Here is a 15,726-nt window from a genome sequence, read left to right as displayed (position 1 = left end):
AACACGCCGAGAGCGCGTGAACTGTCCGCACTCTACGCGCGGTGCGTTTCGGAAGTTTTAAACGGCGGCGTCCGATTTCGGGACGTTTTTGCGAATGATTTGCAATTGCGTTGACAGGCCGTAAAAGCGCCCTATAGTTTATTGCAACTCATTCGCAAAAGCAGATCAGGAGAGCCGATGCTCCGCCGTTCGTTTCATGCCCTCATCCTAAGCCTGCCGCTTGTCATTGCCGTACCCGCCTTCGCCCAGGAAAAACCCAAGATCGTAACCACCTTCACCATCATCGCCGACATCGCGGCGAATGTGGCGGGTGACGCGGTCGTCGTGGAATCGATCACCAAGCCGGGCGCGGAAATCCACAACTACCAGCCGACGCCACGCGATATCCTGAAAGCGCAGGACGCCAAGCTGGTGCTGTGGAACGGCCTCAACCTCGAACTCTGGTTCCAGAAGTTCCTCGGAAATCTCGGCGACGTGCCTAACGTCACGATCTCGGACGGTATCGAACCGATGAGCATCGTCGAGGGACCCTATCAGGGTAAACCGAACCCGCATGCCTGGATGTCGCCGGACAATGCACTCGTCTATGTCGAGAATATCCGCAAGGCACTGGTCGCGCTCGACCCGGCAAACGCCGCAATCTATGACGCCAATGCCAAGGCCTATAGCGCGAAGATCCAGGCGCTCGGCGAGGAGATGAAGGCGAAGATCGGCGCGCTGCCGGCGGAAAAGCGCTGGCTCGTCACCAGTGAAGGCGCCTTTTCCTATCTCACCCGCGATTTCGGCCTGAAGGAGCTCTTCCTCTGGCCGATCAATGCCGACCAGCAGGGCACGCCCAAACAGGTCAAGGCGGTGATCGACGCGGTGCGCGAGCACAATATCCATGTCGTCTTCTCCGAAAGCACCGTTTCGGCGGACCCCGCCAAGCAGGTCGCCGCCGAGACGGGTGCCACCTATGGCGGCGTGCTCTATGTCGACTCGCTGAGCGAGGCGGATGGCCCCGTGCCGACCTATCTCGACCTCCTGCGCGTGACCTCCGAGACCATCGTGAAAGGCCTGTCGCAATGATGATGGGCAGCAAGACGAAGAAGGTCGACGGCATCGTCGCCGAGGATGTCACCGTCACCTATCGCAACGGCCATACCGCACTCACCAATGCCAGCTTCTCGGTGCCGAAGGGCACGATCACCGCGCTCGTCGGCGTCAATGGCGCCGGCAAATCCACGCTCTTCAAGGCGATCATGGGCTTCGTTCCGGTCGCCGCCGGCAAGGTGACCATCCTCGGCCAATCCGTGCGCGAGGCGCTGAAAAAGAACCTTGTCGCCTATGTGCCGCAAGCCGAGGAGGTTGACTGGACATTTCCCGTTCTTGTCGAGGACGTGGTGATGATGGGCCGCTACGGCCACATGAACTGGCTGCGCATCCCCTCCAAGCGCGACCACGACCTGGTCGACGAGGCCCTGTCGCGGGTGAACATGGCCGCGTTCCGCAAGCGCCAGATCGGCGAACTCTCCGGCGGCCAGCGCAAGCGTGTCTTCCTCGCCCGGGCGCTGGCGCAGGAGGGTCAGGTCATCCTGCTCGACGAACCCTTCACCGGCGTCGACGTCAACACCGAGGAGCAGATCATCGAACTGCTCGGAAAGCTGCGCGACGAGGGCCGCGTCATGCTGGTCTCTACCCACAATCTCGGCAGCGTGCCGGATTTCTGCGACCGCACGGTCTTCGTGAAGGGCACGGTCATCGCGTCGGGCCCGACGGCAGAAACTTTCACCGAGGCCAATCTGGAACGCGCCTTCGGCGGGGTGCTGCGCCATTTCATCCTCGGCGGACACGATCTGCACGACGACGAGGACAAGCGCTCCATAAAGGTCATCACCGACGACGAGCGCCCCTTCGTCATCTATAGCGAGGAGAAGACGCCGTGATCGACGCGCTTCTCGAACCCTTCGGTTACGGCTACATGGTCAATGCCATGTGGGTGAGCGCGCTGGTCGGCTGCATCTGCGGTTTTCTCTCCGCCTATCTCATGCTCAAGGGCTGGTCGCTGATCGGCGACGCGCTCTCGCATTCCATCGTGCCGGGCGTTGCCGGCGCCTATATGCTGGGTCTGCCTTTCGCGGCCGGCGCCTTCCTCTCCGGCGGGCTTGCCGCCGCAGCCATGCTCTTTCTCAACCGGAAGACGCGGCTCAAGGAAGACGCGATCATCGGCATGATCTTCTCCTCCTTCTTCGGCCTCGGCCTCTTCATGGTCTCGCTTTCGCCCACGCCGGTGAACATCCAGACCATCGTGCTCGGCAATATCCTCGCCATCACGCCCGAAGATACGATGCAACTCGCCATCATCGGCGTCGTGACGCTGGTCATCCTGCTGCTCAAATGGAAGGACCTGATGGTCACCTTCTTCGACGAGAGCCATGCCCGCTCCATCGGCCTCAACCCGACGGGTCTGAAAATCCTGTTCTTCACGCTGCTCAGCGCCTCCACGGTCGCCGCCATGCAGACGGTCGGCGCCTTCCTCGTCGTCGCCATGGTGGTGACGCCGGGCGCGACGGCCTATCTCCTGACCGACCGTTTCCAGCGCCTCGTCGTGATCGCCGCAGCCCTTGGCGCCGGCACGAGCTTCGTCGGCGCCTACGCTTCCTATTTTCTCGACGGTGCAACGGGCGGCATCATCGTCGTGCTGCAGACGGCGATCTTCCTTCTCGCCTTCCTCTTCGCGCCGAAACACGGCCTGCTGGCCGCCCGCCGCCGCAGCCGGCTGGCGCTTGAAACCGCGCAAGGCATCCAGCCATGAACGAGACGCTCGAACTCGCCCTTCTGCCCTTCCAGCTCGCCTTCATGCAGAATGCCTTTCTGGTGACGCTGATGATCGCGGTGCCGATGGCGCTGCTCTCCTGCTATCTCGTGCTGAAGGGCTGGTCCCTGATGGGCGATGCGGTCTCGCACGCCGTGCTGCCGGGCGTGGTCATCGCCTATGTCGTCGGCCTGCCCTTTGCCGCCGGAGCCTTCGTCGCCGGCCTGTTCTGCGCGCTCGCCGCCGGCTATCTCAAGGACAACAGCCGCGTGAAGGAGGACACGATCCTCGGAATCGTCTTCTCCGGCATGTTCGCGCTCGGCCTGGTGCTCTATGTGAAGATCCAGCCGGATATCCATCTCGATCATATCCTCTTCGGCGACATGCTCGGTATCGGGGCGTTCGACCTGATCGAAACCGGCGTGATCGCCATCGCCTCGACCGGCTTCATCCTCCTCTTCCGCAAGGACCTGCTGGTGCACGCCTTCGACCGCCAGCATGCCTCCGCCATCGGCCTGCCGGTGAAGCTGCTGCACTACGGCCTGCTGGCGGTGCTCTCGCTTGTCGTCGTGGGCGCATTGAAGGCGGTCGGCATCATCCTCGCCATCGCCATGCTGGTCGCCCCCGGCGCCATTGCGGCCCTCCTCACCCGGCGCTTCCCGAGCATGCTTCTCGTCGCCGTCAGCGTCGCCGTGGGCGCGTCCTTCGTCGGCATCTGGCTGAGCTTCATCATCGACAGCGCACCGGCGCCCACCATCGTGCTCCTGATGACCATCCTCTTTGTCATCGCCTTCGTGCGGCAGATGCTCGAAAGCCGGAAGCCCGGCACGGAGGCCGGGCAACAGGCGACGATGTCATCGCAACCGTCGGATCAGTAGACGTCGACGATCCGGTTGTCGCACTTGCGGACGTGCTCGAAGTAGCGATTGCCGTAGGCGTCATGGCGACGGACCTTCTCGATCATGCAGAAGACGTCGCCCTCGACCTTCACATAACGCGGGCGCTGGTTGATGGCACGCAGGTATTCCTGGCCGTCACTGCCGCCGCGACCACCGTGGCCGCCACGACCGCCGCCATTGTCACCCCGGCTCTGGGCCGCTGCGACACCGGCAAAGGACGATGCGAGCGTTGCGATGGCAAGGATTGTTACGATCGATTTTTTCATGGGTCTCTCTCCTCTTTGGGGGAACAGGACTGTCCGTTCCGTGAGAAGAAAGATCGCATATCCTGATCCTGACGGCTGTTTCCCAAGGCACATGTCCAGCGGATGCGGATAGGGAAGCTGCGGTCGACAGCTTTGCCTTTTCCGTCTATCGTCCGCCGCAATCGCCCGCCGGCCCATCGCATCCGGCGGCAAAAAGACCAGAATACAACGCATACGGGACATCATGGCGCATATCGGTATCGTCGGCGGCGGGCTTATCGGCTGCGCCTCAGCGCTGCATTTGCTCGAACAGGGCCACACCGTCACCATCCTCGAGCGGGACGCCGGTGGCCTGCCAGCCTCCGTCGGCAATGCCGGCATTCTCGCTACGCCGGAGATCGATCCGATGGCGCGGCCGGACATGCTCTTGTCCGTACCGAAATGGCTGCTCGACCCGCTTGGGCCGCTGACGCTGCGATGGCAGGACCTGCCCGCACTGACGCCCTGGCTCATCAGGCTGCTGCTCTCGGCCCGCGCGAGCAAGGTCGCCGCCAGCCGCGCCGCCCTGCTCTACCTCATGAAGACCGCCGAGGCGGACCACCTGCGCCTCGGCCAGTTCGCCGGCATTTCAGGCCATATCCGCGACACCGGCGCGATGACGGTCTTCGACAGTGCCACCACCCGCGACAAGGTTTTTGCGCATGAGACGGAAAATGCCAGGCTGATCGGCTGCAATGTCGAGAAGCTGGATGTGCAGGAAGCCCGCCGCCGCGTACCGGCTTTGCAGGGCGCCTTTGCCGGTGCGGTCTTCAATGACGGCCACAAGACCTTCGAATATCCGCTGACCTTCCTGCGCCGGCTCCAGGCAGCGCTTCGCGAGCGCGCAGCCCTGGTCGATGCCACCGTCTCCTCGGTCGCGCAGGCGGAAAGCGGCGTCCTGGTGCGCACCGAAGGTGGACGTGAATTCACCTTCGACAGGCTGGCGATCACCTCGGGCATCTGGTCGCGCCGCTTCGTCGCCGATCTCGGCCTGAAGGTGCTGCTCGAAACCGAGCGCGGCTACAACACCACCTTCATGAACCCATCGACCACGCTGGAAATGCCGGTGTTCTTCTCCGAACACGGCTTTGTCGCGACACCCTTCGAAAACGCGCTGCGTATCGGCGGTGCGGTGGAGCTTGCCTCGCCGGAAGCGCCCGCCAACTACAAACGCGCCGCCGCCATGCGCAAGAAAATGCGCCGCTACGTGCCGGACCTTCAGGAGGACGGCGGGACGGAATGGATGGGCCGCCGACCCTCGACACCGGACTCCATTCCCGTCATCAGCTTGCATCCGCGCGATCCGCGCATCGCCTTTGCCTTCGGCCACGGTCATCTCGGCCTGACACTCTCGGCGACGACCGGTCGCCATGTCGCCCGGTTGCTGGCCGGCGAAGGCGAAAGCGCACTTGCCCCCTTCTCCATCGCCCGCTTCCAGTAAACGCGCGATCTCCTCACAAAAACAACAAGAAAGGCACCACCATGCATAAGGTCATCTTCGATACGGATCCCGGCGTCGACGACGCGATGGCGCTGCTGTTCCTGCACAATCACCCCGAGATCGATCTCATCGGCATCACCACCGTCTTCGGTAATGCCTCCATCGAGACGACGACGCGCAATGCGCTCTTCCTGAAGCGCGAATGGGGTATCGACGCCCCTGTCGCTCGCGGCGAGGGGAAGACTTACAATCCCATGCGCAACCCGGTCGACTGGCCGGTGTTCATCCACGGCCATGACGGGCTCGGCAATATCGACGTGCCGGACACGATCGACCTGCCGCTCGACCCGCGCCCGGCGCATCGCTTCATCATCGAGACGGTCCGCGCCAATCCCGGCGAGGTGACGCTGATCGCCGTCGGCCGTATGTCGAACCTCGCCTATGCGCTGAAGGAAGCCCCTGACATTGCCGGTCTCGTCAAGCAGGTCATCATCATGGGTGGCGCCTTCGACGTGCCCGGCAACATCACGCCCGCCGCCGAAGCCAATATCCACGGCGACCCGGAGGCGGCCGACGTCGTGATGGGGGCAGCGTGGAAGGTGGTCGTCGTCGGTCTCGACGTGACGATGAAGACCGTGATGCTGCGCAAGCGGCTGGCCGACCTCACGGCGCAGAACGGCAAGCACCTGAAATTGCTCTCCGACATCTCGCAGTTCTACATCGATTTCTACGGCCAGCATGTGAAGGACGAGGGCATGGTGGTGCATGACAGCTGCGCCTGCGTCTATCTCGTCGCCCCCGAACTCTTCGAGACGCGCAGTGGCGCGATCCGCGTCGTCGCCGGCGGCATTGCCGATGGCCAGACGATCCAGAAGCCGGACGCCCGCAGCTTCCCGCCCGGCAACTGGGACGACCTGCCGAGCCAGCATGCCTGCATCGGTATCGATGCGGAAAAGGTGATGGCGCTGCTCGACGAGACGCTGGTACGCTAACCGGGAACCGCCGGCCGGTGCCCGTCACCGGCCGGCGTTTTCATCCCACCAGCGCAGCACGCGCAAAGCCCCAAGCGTGATCCAGCGCGAGGGCTGTCCCGGCACTTCCATCTCAAACCAGACCGGCCCCTTCAAGGTCCAGTCGAGCGGCCAGGTGCCGTCGTCCGACTGCCGGGAGCGCAGATGGCCGATCGCCTCGCGCAGACGAGGATCGGGCACAGCACCCGTCGCCAGCGACGCCGCGCGAAAATACGCCAGCCCGCGCAGAACATCGTAACGCCAGCGGTTTGGGTTGAGAAATTTCAGATAACGTTCATCGGCCGGCGCGCCGGTGCCGAGGCGGCGGAAGAGACCGCGTTCCAGCAGATAGGCTTCACCCGCTGCCCGCGCCGCGTGCGTTTTCGCCGTGGCGCCCTTGGCTTTTTCGTATTCGAGCAGTCCTTCCAGCACATTGATCGTCGTGTGGAAGGACGAGCGGTGCGAGCCGTTGCAGCGCTCGCAGTTCCAGCCGCCATCCGGCTGCCGTTCGCCCAGCAACCGCTCGACGATCGGCGAGACCTCGACACCGAAATAGACGCCCACCATCACCGTGCGGGCATTGATGCATTCTTCGACTTCGCCATCCCAGAAAGGCTGGCCGTCATGGTCCCAGCGCGAATTCTTCGCAATGAGATCAACCGTACGCCGCGCCCGTGCCGATGAAGGATCGAGGCCGAAGTCGTAAAGCTGCTGCAGGGAAAAGCAGGTGGCGGTCCAGGCCTGGCCGAGGTCGCGCCAGTTCTCCTGCGTGTAGCCGGCCGGCATGAAGGCGCCACCGGCCCATTGGCCATCCTGATCCTGATGGGAGAGGAGCCGCGCGCCCCAGCCTTCGGTTTCCACCCTGGCGCGCTCGGCCTGCCATTCCGCTTCCGGCGCATCGAGGAGGTCGCGCATCACCTGCCAGCGGATCGCGGGATCCGAAGCGAGCAGCCAGTCGATGACGGAACCGGTGGGAGCCATGCGGTAGAATCTATCACCGCATGCCGCCGATTTCTATTCCGGCGTGCCCGGCAACTGCCAGTCGATCGGCTTGCGGCCGTGTTTTTCGAGAAAGGCATTCGTCTTGGAAAACGGCTTCGTGCCGAAAAATCCGTTGTGCGCGGAGAGTGGGGACGGGTGCGGCGAGCGCAGCACGAGGTGGCGTTTGCTATCGACGAAGGCCGCCTTCTTCTGCGCGTAGGAGCCCCAGAGGATGAAGACGACGGGTTTTTCCTGCTCGTTGACGGCGCGGATCACCGCATCCGTGAACCGTTCCCAGCCCTTGCCCTGATGCGAGGCGGCGCGGCCCATTTCCACCGTCAGCACGCTGTTGAGCAGCAGCACGCCCTGCTTGGCCCAATGTTCGAGGAAGCCATGGTTCGCCCGCGCAATGCCGAGGTCTTCCTGCAATTCCTTGTAGATATTGACGAGCGACGGCGGAATGCGCACGCCGGGTTGCACGGAAAAGCACAGTCCGTGCGCCTGTCCTTCCCCGTGATAGGGATCCTGACCGAGAATGACGACCCGCACCTCATCGAGCGGCGTCAGGTCCAGCGCGCGAAAATATTCAGGCCCCTTGGGGAAGATGCGCCGCCCGTCCTGCTTCTGCTCCAGCAGAAAGGTCTTCAGGTCGGCCATGTAGGGACTGGAGAATTCCACCGCGAGCGGCGCCTTCCAGCTTTCGCCGATCTTCACATCCGTCATCGTCCGCTCCCGTCACGCTTTCGAGGAGGCGGAGTTTAGCGCCGGATGGACGGAACGACCGGCCAAAGGGCCGGTCATCCACAGCTATCTCAACGAACCCCGAGCACGGTCATCAGGCTTTTCATGCGCTCTGCGGCCAAATCGGGCTTGTCGAGTACGTTCGCCTGGTCGGCGAGGCGGAAGACGTCGGCATAGTGCAGCACGCCGCGCGCGGACTGCATGCCGGCCGGCATGGTGAAGTGATCTTGATGGCCGTTCAGCCAGGCAAGGAAGACAACGCCTGCCTTGTAGTACTGCGTCGGCGCCTCGAAGATCTTGCGCGACAGCGGTACGGTCGGTTCGATGACCGAGCGGAACGTCGCAACGTCGCCGGCGGCCAGCGAAGCCAGCGCCGTCGAGGCCTGCGGCGCCACCGCATCGAAGATACCGAGCAGCGCATGGCTGTATTTGCGCCCATCGCCCTCGATCAGTTCGGCATAGTTGAAATCGTCACCGGTAAAACACAGCACGCCTTCCGGCAGGCGATCGCGCAGCGCCACTTCCTTGGCGTTTTCCAGAAGCGAGATCTTGATGCCTTCGACCTTGTCACGATTTTCGTCGATGATCGACAGCACCGCATCGAGCGCCGGCTCGAAACTGTCCGAGCCCCAATAACCCTTCAGCTGTGGATCGAACATGTCGCCGAGCCAGTGCAGCACGACCTTGTCCTTCGCCTGGCCGAGGATGCGGCCATAGACCTTGCGGTAATCGTCCGGCGATTTGGCGAGACGGGCAAGCGCGCGGCTGGCCATCATGATCGCCCGGCCGCCATGCTTTTCGACGAAACCGACCTGCTCCTCATAGGCCGCGATCACATCGTCCAGCGAGCGGGCATCGGCCGGGTTCAGGTGATCCGTGCCGGCGCCGCAGGCGAGGTCGGCACCCGGCACCGTCCTGGCGTCCGCGAGCGACCGGCGGATCAGCTCCTGTGCGCCAGCCCAATCGAGCCCCATGCCGCGCTGCGCCGTATCCATCGCCTCGGCGATGCGGAAGCCGAGCGACCAGAGGTGATGGCGGAAGGCCATGGTGGCATCCCAATCGACGGCCGGCGCCTCCCAAGGGCGCGTATCGCGACGCGGGTCCGATACCACATGGGCCGCGGCATAGGCGATACGGCTGAAGACGGGCACGCCGGCGGGACGCGCCGTAGGCGTTCCCACGAGAGCGTAGGCTTCGACGCCACCATCGGCACGCGGCAGGGAAAGGTTGATCGGCATGAAATCCTCCCAAGGGTTTCTCAGGGCAATAATTTAGATCGTTCCAAATTTCAAGTGCGATTTTTTGGAGCACTCCAATTGTCGGCAGGCCGCCCCCTGATGAAATGACAGGACAGGAAACTGCCGCGGCCCCTCGTCCGCCCTGCCTATCCCAGCGCATCAAGCTCAAATCAGGCTCTGCCTGGGTTGGGATTGGCCAAAACACGTCCGCCAAGACGGGTGGAGAGAATGTTGCCCAACTAGAAGACCGGGCCGACATATGCCTTCAATCTTCATCAAACGCACTTGACAAATTTGGAACGATCCAATTAACTGCACCCAACAAGCGAGCACATAGCAGCTCGCACAGGGAGGACTGATCGTGAACAAAGGCCGGGTGACCGTCATCGATATTGCGCGCGCTGCCGGCGTGTCGAAGTCGACGGTATCGCTCGTCCTGCAGGCAAGCCCGCTTGTGAACGAAGTGACCCGCGCCAAGGTGAACGCCACCATTCGCGAGCTCGGCTATGTCTACAATCGCGGTGCCGCCAACCTGCGCCAGTCCGCCTCCTCGCGCATCATCGGCATCATCGTCAACGACCTCACCAACTCCTTCTTCGCGGAACTCGCCGTCGGCATGGACATGGTCATGCAGTCTGCCGGCTATGTCCAGTTCCTGTCGAACTCCGCCGAAAGCGTCGATCGCCAGCGCGAGGTCATCGCCTCCATGCGCGAGCATGGCATTGCCGGCCTTATCTTCTCACCTGCCCGCGGCACGGAAGCCGCCGACCTGAAGCCGCTGGTGGCAAGCGGCATTCCGGTCGTCGCCGTGGTGCGCAACGTGGTCGGCGCCAAGGTCTCGACGCTGTTTTCCGACAATTATGCCGGCGCGAAGGATGCCGTGCGCCACCTCATCGCGCTCGGCCATCGCCGCATCGCCTTCCTCGGCGGCATCTCGAACACCACGGTGTTTACCGAGCGTGTCCAGGGTTGGCGTGAGGCGCTGGCGGAGGGCGGGCTTGAGGGTCCGAATTCCCTCGTCATCGCCACGACGGCATCGCGCGCCGGCGGTGTCGCGGCCATCGAGCGCGCCTTGCTGCTGCCCGAACCGCCGACCGCCGCCCTCTGCTTCAACGACGCGGCCGCCTTCGGCGTCTGTGATGGCCTGCGGGCCGCCGGCAAGGAGCCCGGTCGCGATTTCGGCGTGGTCGGCTTCGACGACGTGATCGAGGCCGAAACCGCAGTACCCGCGCTGACGACGGTTTCCGTCGACCCGCAGGGCATGGGCCGGCGTGCGGCGCAACTGCTTTTGAAACAGATCAATGCGGGCCGCGTAGAGCCCGAGGCGATCGTCAGTTCCGTGCGCCTCGTCGTGCGACAGAGCTGCGGCGCCGGATCGAGCGACAAGACGAGGAGGATTTCGGCATGACACGGTGGGGTTTGATCGGGGCGAGCACAATCGCCAAGGAATGGGTGATCGGCGCGATCCGCGCGACGGGCGGCGAAATCGTCTCCGTGATGAGCACGAATGCCGAGCGCGGCAGGGCCTATGCGGATGCGCAGAGCATTGCGAAATCGGTCACCACGCTCGCCGACCTCCTGAACGACCCCGACATCGACGCCGTCTATATTTCGACGACCAACGAATTGCACCGCGACCAGGCGCTGGCGGCGGCCAAGGCGGGAAAGCATATTCTCTGCGAAAAGCCGCTCGCGATGTCGCTTGAGGATGCCCACAGCATGGTCAAGGCCGCAAGGGACGCCGGCGTCGTCATGGCGACCAACCATCACCTGCGCAATGCGGCGACGCACGGTGCCATGCGCGCGGCGATCAAGGCCGGCCGCATCGGCCAGCCGCTGTCGGCCCGCGTCTTCCATGCCGTCTACCTGCCGCCACACCTGCAGGGCTGGCGCCTCGACAAGCCGGAAGCCGGCGGCGGCGTGATCCTCGACATCACCGTGCACGACGCCGACACGCTGCGCTTCGTGCTGGACGCCAATCCGGTGGAAGCGATCGCTTTTTCGCAGGCCGGCGGCATGGGCAAGGCCGGGCTGGAAGATGCGGTGATGGGTGTGCTGCGCTTCGAGAACGGCGTGATCGCGCAGTTCCACGATGGTTTCACCACCAAATACGCCGAAACCGGCCTGGAAGTGCACGGCACGGACGGTTCGCTGATCGGCCGCAACGTCATGAGCCAGCGCGCCGCCGGCACCGTGACGCTGCGCGATGCGAATGGCGAGCAGGAGCTGCCGCTCGATCATCGCAACCTCTACGAAACGGCACTTGCCGCCTTTCATGCGGCCATTGCCGGCAAGGGACAGCCCTCGGCCACAGGCGAGGACGGCGTCTGGTCGCTGGCCACCGGGCTGGCGGTCGTCGAGGCGGCCCGCACGGGCCGCACGGTCAGCATCGAACCTGGACTCTAAAAGACCATGAGCAAGCATATCACGCCACGCCAGGCCGCAGACCTGATCCCTGACGGCGCCGTCGTTTCGGTCTCCTCCTCCTCCGGCCTCGGCTGCCCGGACCTGACATTGAAGGCGATCGGCGAGCGCTTCGACGAGACCGGCCATCCGCAGAACCTCACCACGCTGCATCCGATCGCGGCGGGCGATATGAGCGGCATCAAGGGCGTGGATTACATCGCGAAAAAGGGCTTGCTGAAGACGATCATCGGCGGCTCCTACCCGTCCGGCCCCTCTTCGTCCGAACCGCCGCTGATCTGGCAGATGATCGGCAGCGACGAGGTCGCCGCCTATAACGTCCCGTCCGGCATTCTCTTCGACATGCACCGCGAGGCCGCCGCCAAGCGCCCGGGCGTGATCACCAAGGTCGGCCTCGAAACCTTCGTCGATCCGAGCCGCGAAGGCTGCGCGATGAACGCTTCGGCGGCGAAGACCCCGGTCGTCGAAAAAATCACCTTCGCCGGTGAGGAGTGGCTGTATTTCAAGGCGATCGCGCCGCAGGTGGCGATCATTCGCGCCACGACGGCAGACGAACGCGGCAACCTGACCTATGAACACGAAGGCGCCTATCTCGGCGGCCTCGACCAGGCACTCGCCGCCCGCAACAATGGCGGCATCGTCATTGCGCAGGTCAAGCGCATCGTCAAGGAAGGCTCGCTGAAACCGCATGATGTGCGCGTGCCCGGCATGCTGGTGGACTACGTCGTGGTCGATCCCGACCAGAAGCAGACGACGCAGACGCTCTACGATCCCGCGATCTCCGGCGAAATCTTCCGGCCGCTCGACACATTCCGCGTGCCGGAATTCAACATCCAGAAGGTCATCGCCCGCCGCGTGGCGCAGGAGCTGCAGGCCGGCAGCGCCGTCAATCTCGGCTTCGGCATTTCCGCCAACGTGCCGCGTATCCTTCTCGAAGAGGGGCTGCACGGCGCCGTCACCTGGGTGATCGAACAGGGTGCCGTCGGCGGCGTGCCGCTGCTCGATTTCGCCTTCGGCTGCGCGTCGAATGCCGATGCCTTCATGCCCTCGCCCTACCAGTTCACCTATTTCCAGGGCGCGGGCTTCGATGCCTCGCTGCTTTCCTTCCTGGAAATCGGCAAGGACGGCTCGGTCAACGTGTCAAAGCTCTCCTTCCGGCCGCATGTGACGGCGGGTGCCGGCGGCTTCGTCGACATCACGGCACGGGCGAAGAAGATCGTCTTCTCCGGCATGTTCAATGCCGGCGCCAAGCTCGCCGTCGAGGGCGGCAAGCTGGTGATCGAGAAGGAAGGCAAGCTCAAGAAGCTGGTCAACGCCGTCGAGCACGTCACCTTCTCCGGCCCGCGCGGCGTGGCGCAGGGACAGGACATCACCTATGTCACCGAGCGCTGCGTGCTGAAGCTGACGCCGGAGGGTATCGTGCTCACCGAGATCGCACCGGGCGTCGATCTCCAGGCGCACATCCTCGACCAGTCGGAATTCGACCTCATTGTTTCGCCGGACCTGAAGGTCATGGATGCCGCGCTGTTCACCGATGCGCCGATCGGCCTGACGCTGCCACAGAAGGCACCGCGCCAGCTGGCAGGAGCACACCATGGCTGAGCCGCGTATCCGCATCTCCGTCGAAGGCGACGTCGCGACGATCACCGTCGCGCGGCCGGAAAAGGCGAATGCCTTCGACATCGACATGCTGAAGGAGCTTTCCGCTGCCTGCGACGCGGTCGAGGCGAACGCTGCCGTGCGCGTCGCGATCCTGACCGGCGAAGGCAAGGCCTTTTCGGCGGGCGGCGATATCCGCGCCTGGGCCGGCATGGAAGCCAATGAATTCGGCCATGCCTGGGTGCGCTTCGGCCACCGGGTCTTCGAACGGCTGGCGACGTTGCGCATGCCGCTGATCGCCGCCGTCAACGGCCACGCGCTCGGCGGCGGGCTGGAACTGGCAGCTGCCGCCGATATTCGCATCGCCGAAACGCAGGTGAAGATCGGCCTGCCGGAAGCCGGCCTCGGCATGGTTCCGGGCTGGTCCGGCACCCAGCGGCTGGTGAAGCGCTTTGGCGCGCAGACCGTGCGGCGCATGCTGCTCGGCGGCGAGGTGTTGACCGCCGTGGAGGCGCAGACGCTCGGCATCGTCGATCAGGTTGTGGAAACGGGAACCGCCGTCGAGGCTGCAAAGGCCTATGCCGCGCGCATCGCGGCCCGGGGGCCTGCGGCAACGGAAGTCTCGAAACTGATGATCGCCGTGGCGAACGGCGAAGACAATGGTGCGGCGGTGGAGGCCCTGGGCTCGATCCTCGTCGCCAAGACCGGGGACCTGAAGGAAGGCGTCGCCGCCTTCACGGGTAAACGCCTCGCAGAGTTCAAGGGAGAATGGTAATGACCGCGCATGTGAAGCCGAAGGCGCTGGAAAACTTCAAGGCACGCGATTTCCGCATGCTGATCGACGGCGTCTGGACGGAAGGCGCAGGCCCCGTGCTCGAACGCGTGGCACCGGGCCACGGCATCGTGGTCAGCCGCTACCCGGCCGGCACCAAGGCCGATGCCGAGCGCGCCATCGCAGCCGCCCGCAAGGCCTTCGACCACGGTCCATGGCCGACCATGACGGGCGCCGAGCGCTCCAACATTCTCCTGAAGGCCGCCGACCTCATCGCCGCGCGCGCCGATGAACTGGCCTTCCTCGACTGCATCGAGAGCGGCAAGCCGATCAGCCAGGCCAAGGGTGAACTCGGCGGTGCTGCCGATATCTGGCGCTATGCCGCAGCCCTTGCCCGTGACCTGCACGGCGAAAGCTACAACACGCTCGGCGAAGGCACGCTCGGCGTCGTGCTGCGCGAGGCGATCGGCGTCGTTTCCATCATCACGCCGTGGAACTTCCCCTTCCTGATCGTCAGCCAGAAGCTGCCCTTCGCGCTCGCCGCCGGCTGCACGACGGTCGTCAAGCCGTCGGAGCTCACCTCCGGCTCGACGCTGGTGCTCGGCGAAATCCTCATCGAAGCAGGCGTGCCCGCCGGTGTCGTCAATATCCTCACCGGCACCGGCCCCGAGGTCGGCGCGCCGATGACGACGCATCCCGACGTGGACATGATCTCGTTTACCGGATCCACCGGCGTCGGCCGCCTGACGATGGCGAATGCCGCACAGACGCTGAAGAAGGTCTCGCTGGAACTCGGCGGCAAGAACCCGCAGATCGTGTTCCCCGACGCGAACCTCGACGAATTCATCGACGCCGCCGTCTTCGGCGCCTATTTCAACGCCGGCGAATGCTGCAATGCCGGCTCGCGGCTGATCCTGCACAAGTCGATTGCTTCGGAAGTGACGGCGCGTATTGCGGACTTGGCGAGCAAGGTGAAGGTCGGCGATCCGCTGGACCCGACGACCCAGCTCGGCGCAATCATTACGCCGCAGCATCTCGAAAAGATCGGCGCTTTCGTAACCGACGCGGCGAAGGCCGGCGCATCGGTGGCGCTCGGCGGCGAAGCACTCGATCTCGGCCTTGGCCAGTTCATGGCGCCGACAATCCTCTCGGGCGTACTGCCCGACATGGCGGTCGCCCGTGAGGAAGTCTTCGGTCCTGTCCTTTCGGTTCTGACCTTCGAGACGACGGAAGAGGCGATCCGCATCGCCAATGCCATCGACTACGGCCTGTCGGCCAGTGTGTGGAGCCGCGACTTCGACACCTGCCTGACCGTCGGCCGCAAGGTGCGCGCCGGCACGGTCTGGATGAACACTTTCATGGACGGCGCGTCCGAACTGCCCTTCGGCGGCTACCGCCAGTCCGGCCTCGGCCGCGAACTCGGCCGCCACGCGGTGGAGGACTACACCGAGACGAAGACGCTCAACATGCACATGGGCGCCCGCACCGGCTGGTGGATGCCGCGATGACAAAACCCTTCCCGACAATCATGGATGGGATCGGC

The 15,726-nt window shown here is 64.3% G+C and carries 15 protein-coding genes; 11 read left to right on the top strand and 4 right to left on the bottom strand.

All coding sequences use genetic code 11. The annotated features are described in order from the left end of the window. The first annotated feature begins 177 nt into the window (after positions 1 to 177). From MUO32_RS24995 to MUO32_RS24980, 4 genes are read left to right on the top strand one after another with little or no spacing between them, the layout of a single operon-like run. Complete coding sequence (locus MUO32_RS24995; protein WP_257951079.1) at positions 178 to 1,068, top strand: metal ABC transporter substrate-binding protein; 891 nt, start codon at positions 178 to 180, stop codon at positions 1,066 to 1,068. Next, entirely contained in the window at positions 1,065 to 1,925 is an 861-nt protein-coding gene (locus MUO32_RS24990) for a manganese/iron ABC transporter ATP-binding protein (protein WP_308311337.1), read from the top strand. Before MUO32_RS24995 ends, MUO32_RS24990 begins: the two co-directional genes overlap by 4 nt. After that, the gene (locus MUO32_RS24985; RefSeq protein WP_308311336.1) at positions 1,922 to 2,794 is read left to right on the top strand and encodes a metal ABC transporter permease; all 873 of its coding nucleotides are present in this window, start codon (positions 1,922 to 1,924) and stop codon (positions 2,792 to 2,794) included. The genes MUO32_RS24990 and MUO32_RS24985 overlap by 4 nt, the downstream gene beginning before the upstream one ends. Beyond that, positions 2,791 to 3,672, top strand: a complete 882-nt coding sequence (locus MUO32_RS24980; protein WP_257951078.1) for a metal ABC transporter permease — start codon at positions 2,791 to 2,793, stop codon at positions 3,670 to 3,672. The genes MUO32_RS24985 and MUO32_RS24980 overlap by 4 nt, the downstream gene beginning before the upstream one ends. On the opposite strand, the gene MUO32_RS24975 is transcribed toward MUO32_RS24980, so the two are convergent. Then, positions 3,666 to 3,959 carry a hypothetical protein gene (locus MUO32_RS24975; RefSeq protein ID WP_257951077.1) on the bottom strand — a complete coding sequence of 98 codons (294 nt, stop codon included), beginning with the start codon at positions 3,957 to 3,959 and terminating at the stop codon, positions 3,666 to 3,668. The genes MUO32_RS24980 and MUO32_RS24975 overlap by 7 nt on opposite strands. 223 nt (positions 3,960 to 4,182) lie before the next feature. Here MUO32_RS24975 and MUO32_RS24970 point away from each other — a divergent pair, with 223 nt between their 5' ends. After that, on the top strand, positions 4,183 to 5,418 hold the full coding sequence (locus MUO32_RS24970; RefSeq protein WP_257951076.1) for an FAD-binding oxidoreductase: 1,236 nt from the start codon (positions 4,183 to 4,185) through the stop codon (positions 5,416 to 5,418). Between the two features lie 41 nt (positions 5,419 to 5,459). After that, complete coding sequence (locus tag MUO32_RS24965) at positions 5,460 to 6,410, top strand: nucleoside hydrolase (protein ID WP_257951075.1); 951 nt, start codon at positions 5,460 to 5,462, stop codon at positions 6,408 to 6,410. A gap of 24 nt (positions 6,411 to 6,434) precedes the next feature. Here the strand turns inward: MUO32_RS24965 and MUO32_RS24960 are convergent, their stop codons facing one another. From MUO32_RS24960 to MUO32_RS24950, 3 genes are all read right to left on the bottom strand, one after another. Then, positions 6,435 to 7,409 (bottom strand): squalene cyclase, encoded by a 975-nt coding sequence (locus tag MUO32_RS24960; RefSeq protein WP_257951074.1) that lies wholly within the window; start codon positions 7,407 to 7,409, stop codon positions 6,435 to 6,437. Positions 7,410 to 7,442: 33 nt separating this feature from the next. Beyond that, positions 7,443 to 8,132, bottom strand: a complete 690-nt coding sequence (gene ung / locus MUO32_RS24955) for a uracil-DNA glycosylase (protein ID WP_257951073.1) — start codon at positions 8,130 to 8,132, stop codon at positions 7,443 to 7,445. A gap of 89 nt (positions 8,133 to 8,221) precedes the next feature. Further along, positions 8,222 to 9,388 (bottom strand): dihydrodipicolinate synthase family protein, encoded by a 1,167-nt coding sequence (locus tag MUO32_RS24950; RefSeq protein ID WP_257951072.1) that lies wholly within the window; start codon positions 9,386 to 9,388, stop codon positions 8,222 to 8,224. A gap of 361 nt (positions 9,389 to 9,749) precedes the next feature. Between MUO32_RS24950 and MUO32_RS24945 the strand changes: the two genes are divergently transcribed. The 5 genes from MUO32_RS24945 to MUO32_RS24925 are packed head-to-tail and all read left to right on the top strand — an operon-like array spanning position 9,750 to position 15,691. Further along, positions 9,750 to 10,796, top strand: coding sequence for a LacI family DNA-binding transcriptional regulator (locus tag MUO32_RS24945; protein WP_257951071.1), 1,047 nt, complete (start codon positions 9,750 to 9,752; stop codon positions 10,794 to 10,796). Continuing rightward, on the top strand, positions 10,793 to 11,794 hold the full coding sequence (locus MUO32_RS24940) for a Gfo/Idh/MocA family protein (protein ID WP_257951070.1): 1,002 nt from the start codon (positions 10,793 to 10,795) through the stop codon (positions 11,792 to 11,794). Before MUO32_RS24945 ends, MUO32_RS24940 begins: the two co-directional genes overlap by 4 nt. Before the next feature lie 6 nt (positions 11,795 to 11,800). After that, the gene (locus MUO32_RS24935; RefSeq protein ID WP_257951069.1) at positions 11,801 to 13,414 is read left to right on the top strand and encodes an acyl CoA:acetate/3-ketoacid CoA transferase; all 1,614 of its coding nucleotides are present in this window, start codon (positions 11,801 to 11,803) and stop codon (positions 13,412 to 13,414) included. Next, positions 13,407 to 14,186 (top strand): enoyl-CoA hydratase/isomerase family protein, encoded by a 780-nt coding sequence (locus tag MUO32_RS24930; protein ID WP_257951068.1) that lies wholly within the window; start codon positions 13,407 to 13,409, stop codon positions 14,184 to 14,186. The genes MUO32_RS24935 and MUO32_RS24930 overlap by 8 nt, the downstream gene beginning before the upstream one ends. Next, a complete protein-coding gene (locus MUO32_RS24925; RefSeq protein WP_257951067.1) occupies positions 14,186 to 15,691 on the top strand; it encodes an aldehyde dehydrogenase family protein in 1,506 nt (501 codons plus the stop codon). Before MUO32_RS24930 ends, MUO32_RS24925 begins: the two co-directional genes overlap by 1 nt. Positions 15,692 to 15,726: the final 35 nt, after the last annotated feature.

It is taken from the genome of Shinella sp. CPCC 101442 (assembly GCF_024704725.1).
In the GTDB taxonomy this organism is placed as follows: domain Bacteria; phylum Pseudomonadota; class Alphaproteobacteria; order Rhizobiales; family Rhizobiaceae; genus Shinella.
This window is presented reverse-complemented; position numbering and strand designations above follow the sequence as displayed.

Bases quoted from the DNA above. Each gene is read 5' to 3' on its own strand.
- MUO32_RS24995 (WP_257951079.1), top strand. From the start codon at position 178: ATGCTCCGCCGTTCGTTTCATGCCCTCATCCTAAGCCTGCCGCTTGTC.
- MUO32_RS24990 (WP_308311337.1), top strand. From the start codon at position 1,065: ATGATGATGGGCAGCAAGACGAAGAAGGTCGACGGCATCGTCGCCGAG.
- MUO32_RS24980 (WP_257951078.1), top strand. From the start codon at position 2,791: ATGAACGAGACGCTCGAACTCGCCCTTCTGCCCTTCCAGCTCGCCTTC.
- MUO32_RS24975 (WP_257951077.1), bottom strand. From the start codon at position 3,959: ATGAAAAAATCGATCGTAACAATCCTTGCCATCGCAACGCTCGCATCG.
- MUO32_RS24970 (WP_257951076.1), top strand. From the start codon at position 4,183: ATGGCGCATATCGGTATCGTCGGCGGCGGGCTTATCGGCTGCGCCTCA.
- MUO32_RS24965 (WP_257951075.1), top strand. From the start codon at position 5,460: ATGCATAAGGTCATCTTCGATACGGATCCCGGCGTCGACGACGCGATG.
- MUO32_RS24960 (WP_257951074.1), bottom strand. From the start codon at position 7,409: ATGGCTCCCACCGGTTCCGTCATCGACTGGCTGCTCGCTTCGGATCCC.
- ung (WP_257951073.1), bottom strand. From the start codon at position 8,132: ATGACGGATGTGAAGATCGGCGAAAGCTGGAAGGCGCCGCTCGCGGTG.
- MUO32_RS24950 (WP_257951072.1), bottom strand. From the start codon at position 9,388: ATGCCGATCAACCTTTCCCTGCCGCGTGCCGATGGTGGCGTCGAAGCC.
- MUO32_RS24940 (WP_257951070.1), top strand. From the start codon at position 10,793: ATGACACGGTGGGGTTTGATCGGGGCGAGCACAATCGCCAAGGAATGG.
- MUO32_RS24935 (WP_257951069.1), top strand. From the start codon at position 11,801: ATGAGCAAGCATATCACGCCACGCCAGGCCGCAGACCTGATCCCTGAC.
- MUO32_RS24930 (WP_257951068.1), top strand. From the start codon at position 13,407: ATGGCTGAGCCGCGTATCCGCATCTCCGTCGAAGGCGACGTCGCGACG.
- MUO32_RS24925 (WP_257951067.1), top strand. From the start codon at position 14,186: ATGACCGCGCATGTGAAGCCGAAGGCGCTGGAAAACTTCAAGGCACGC.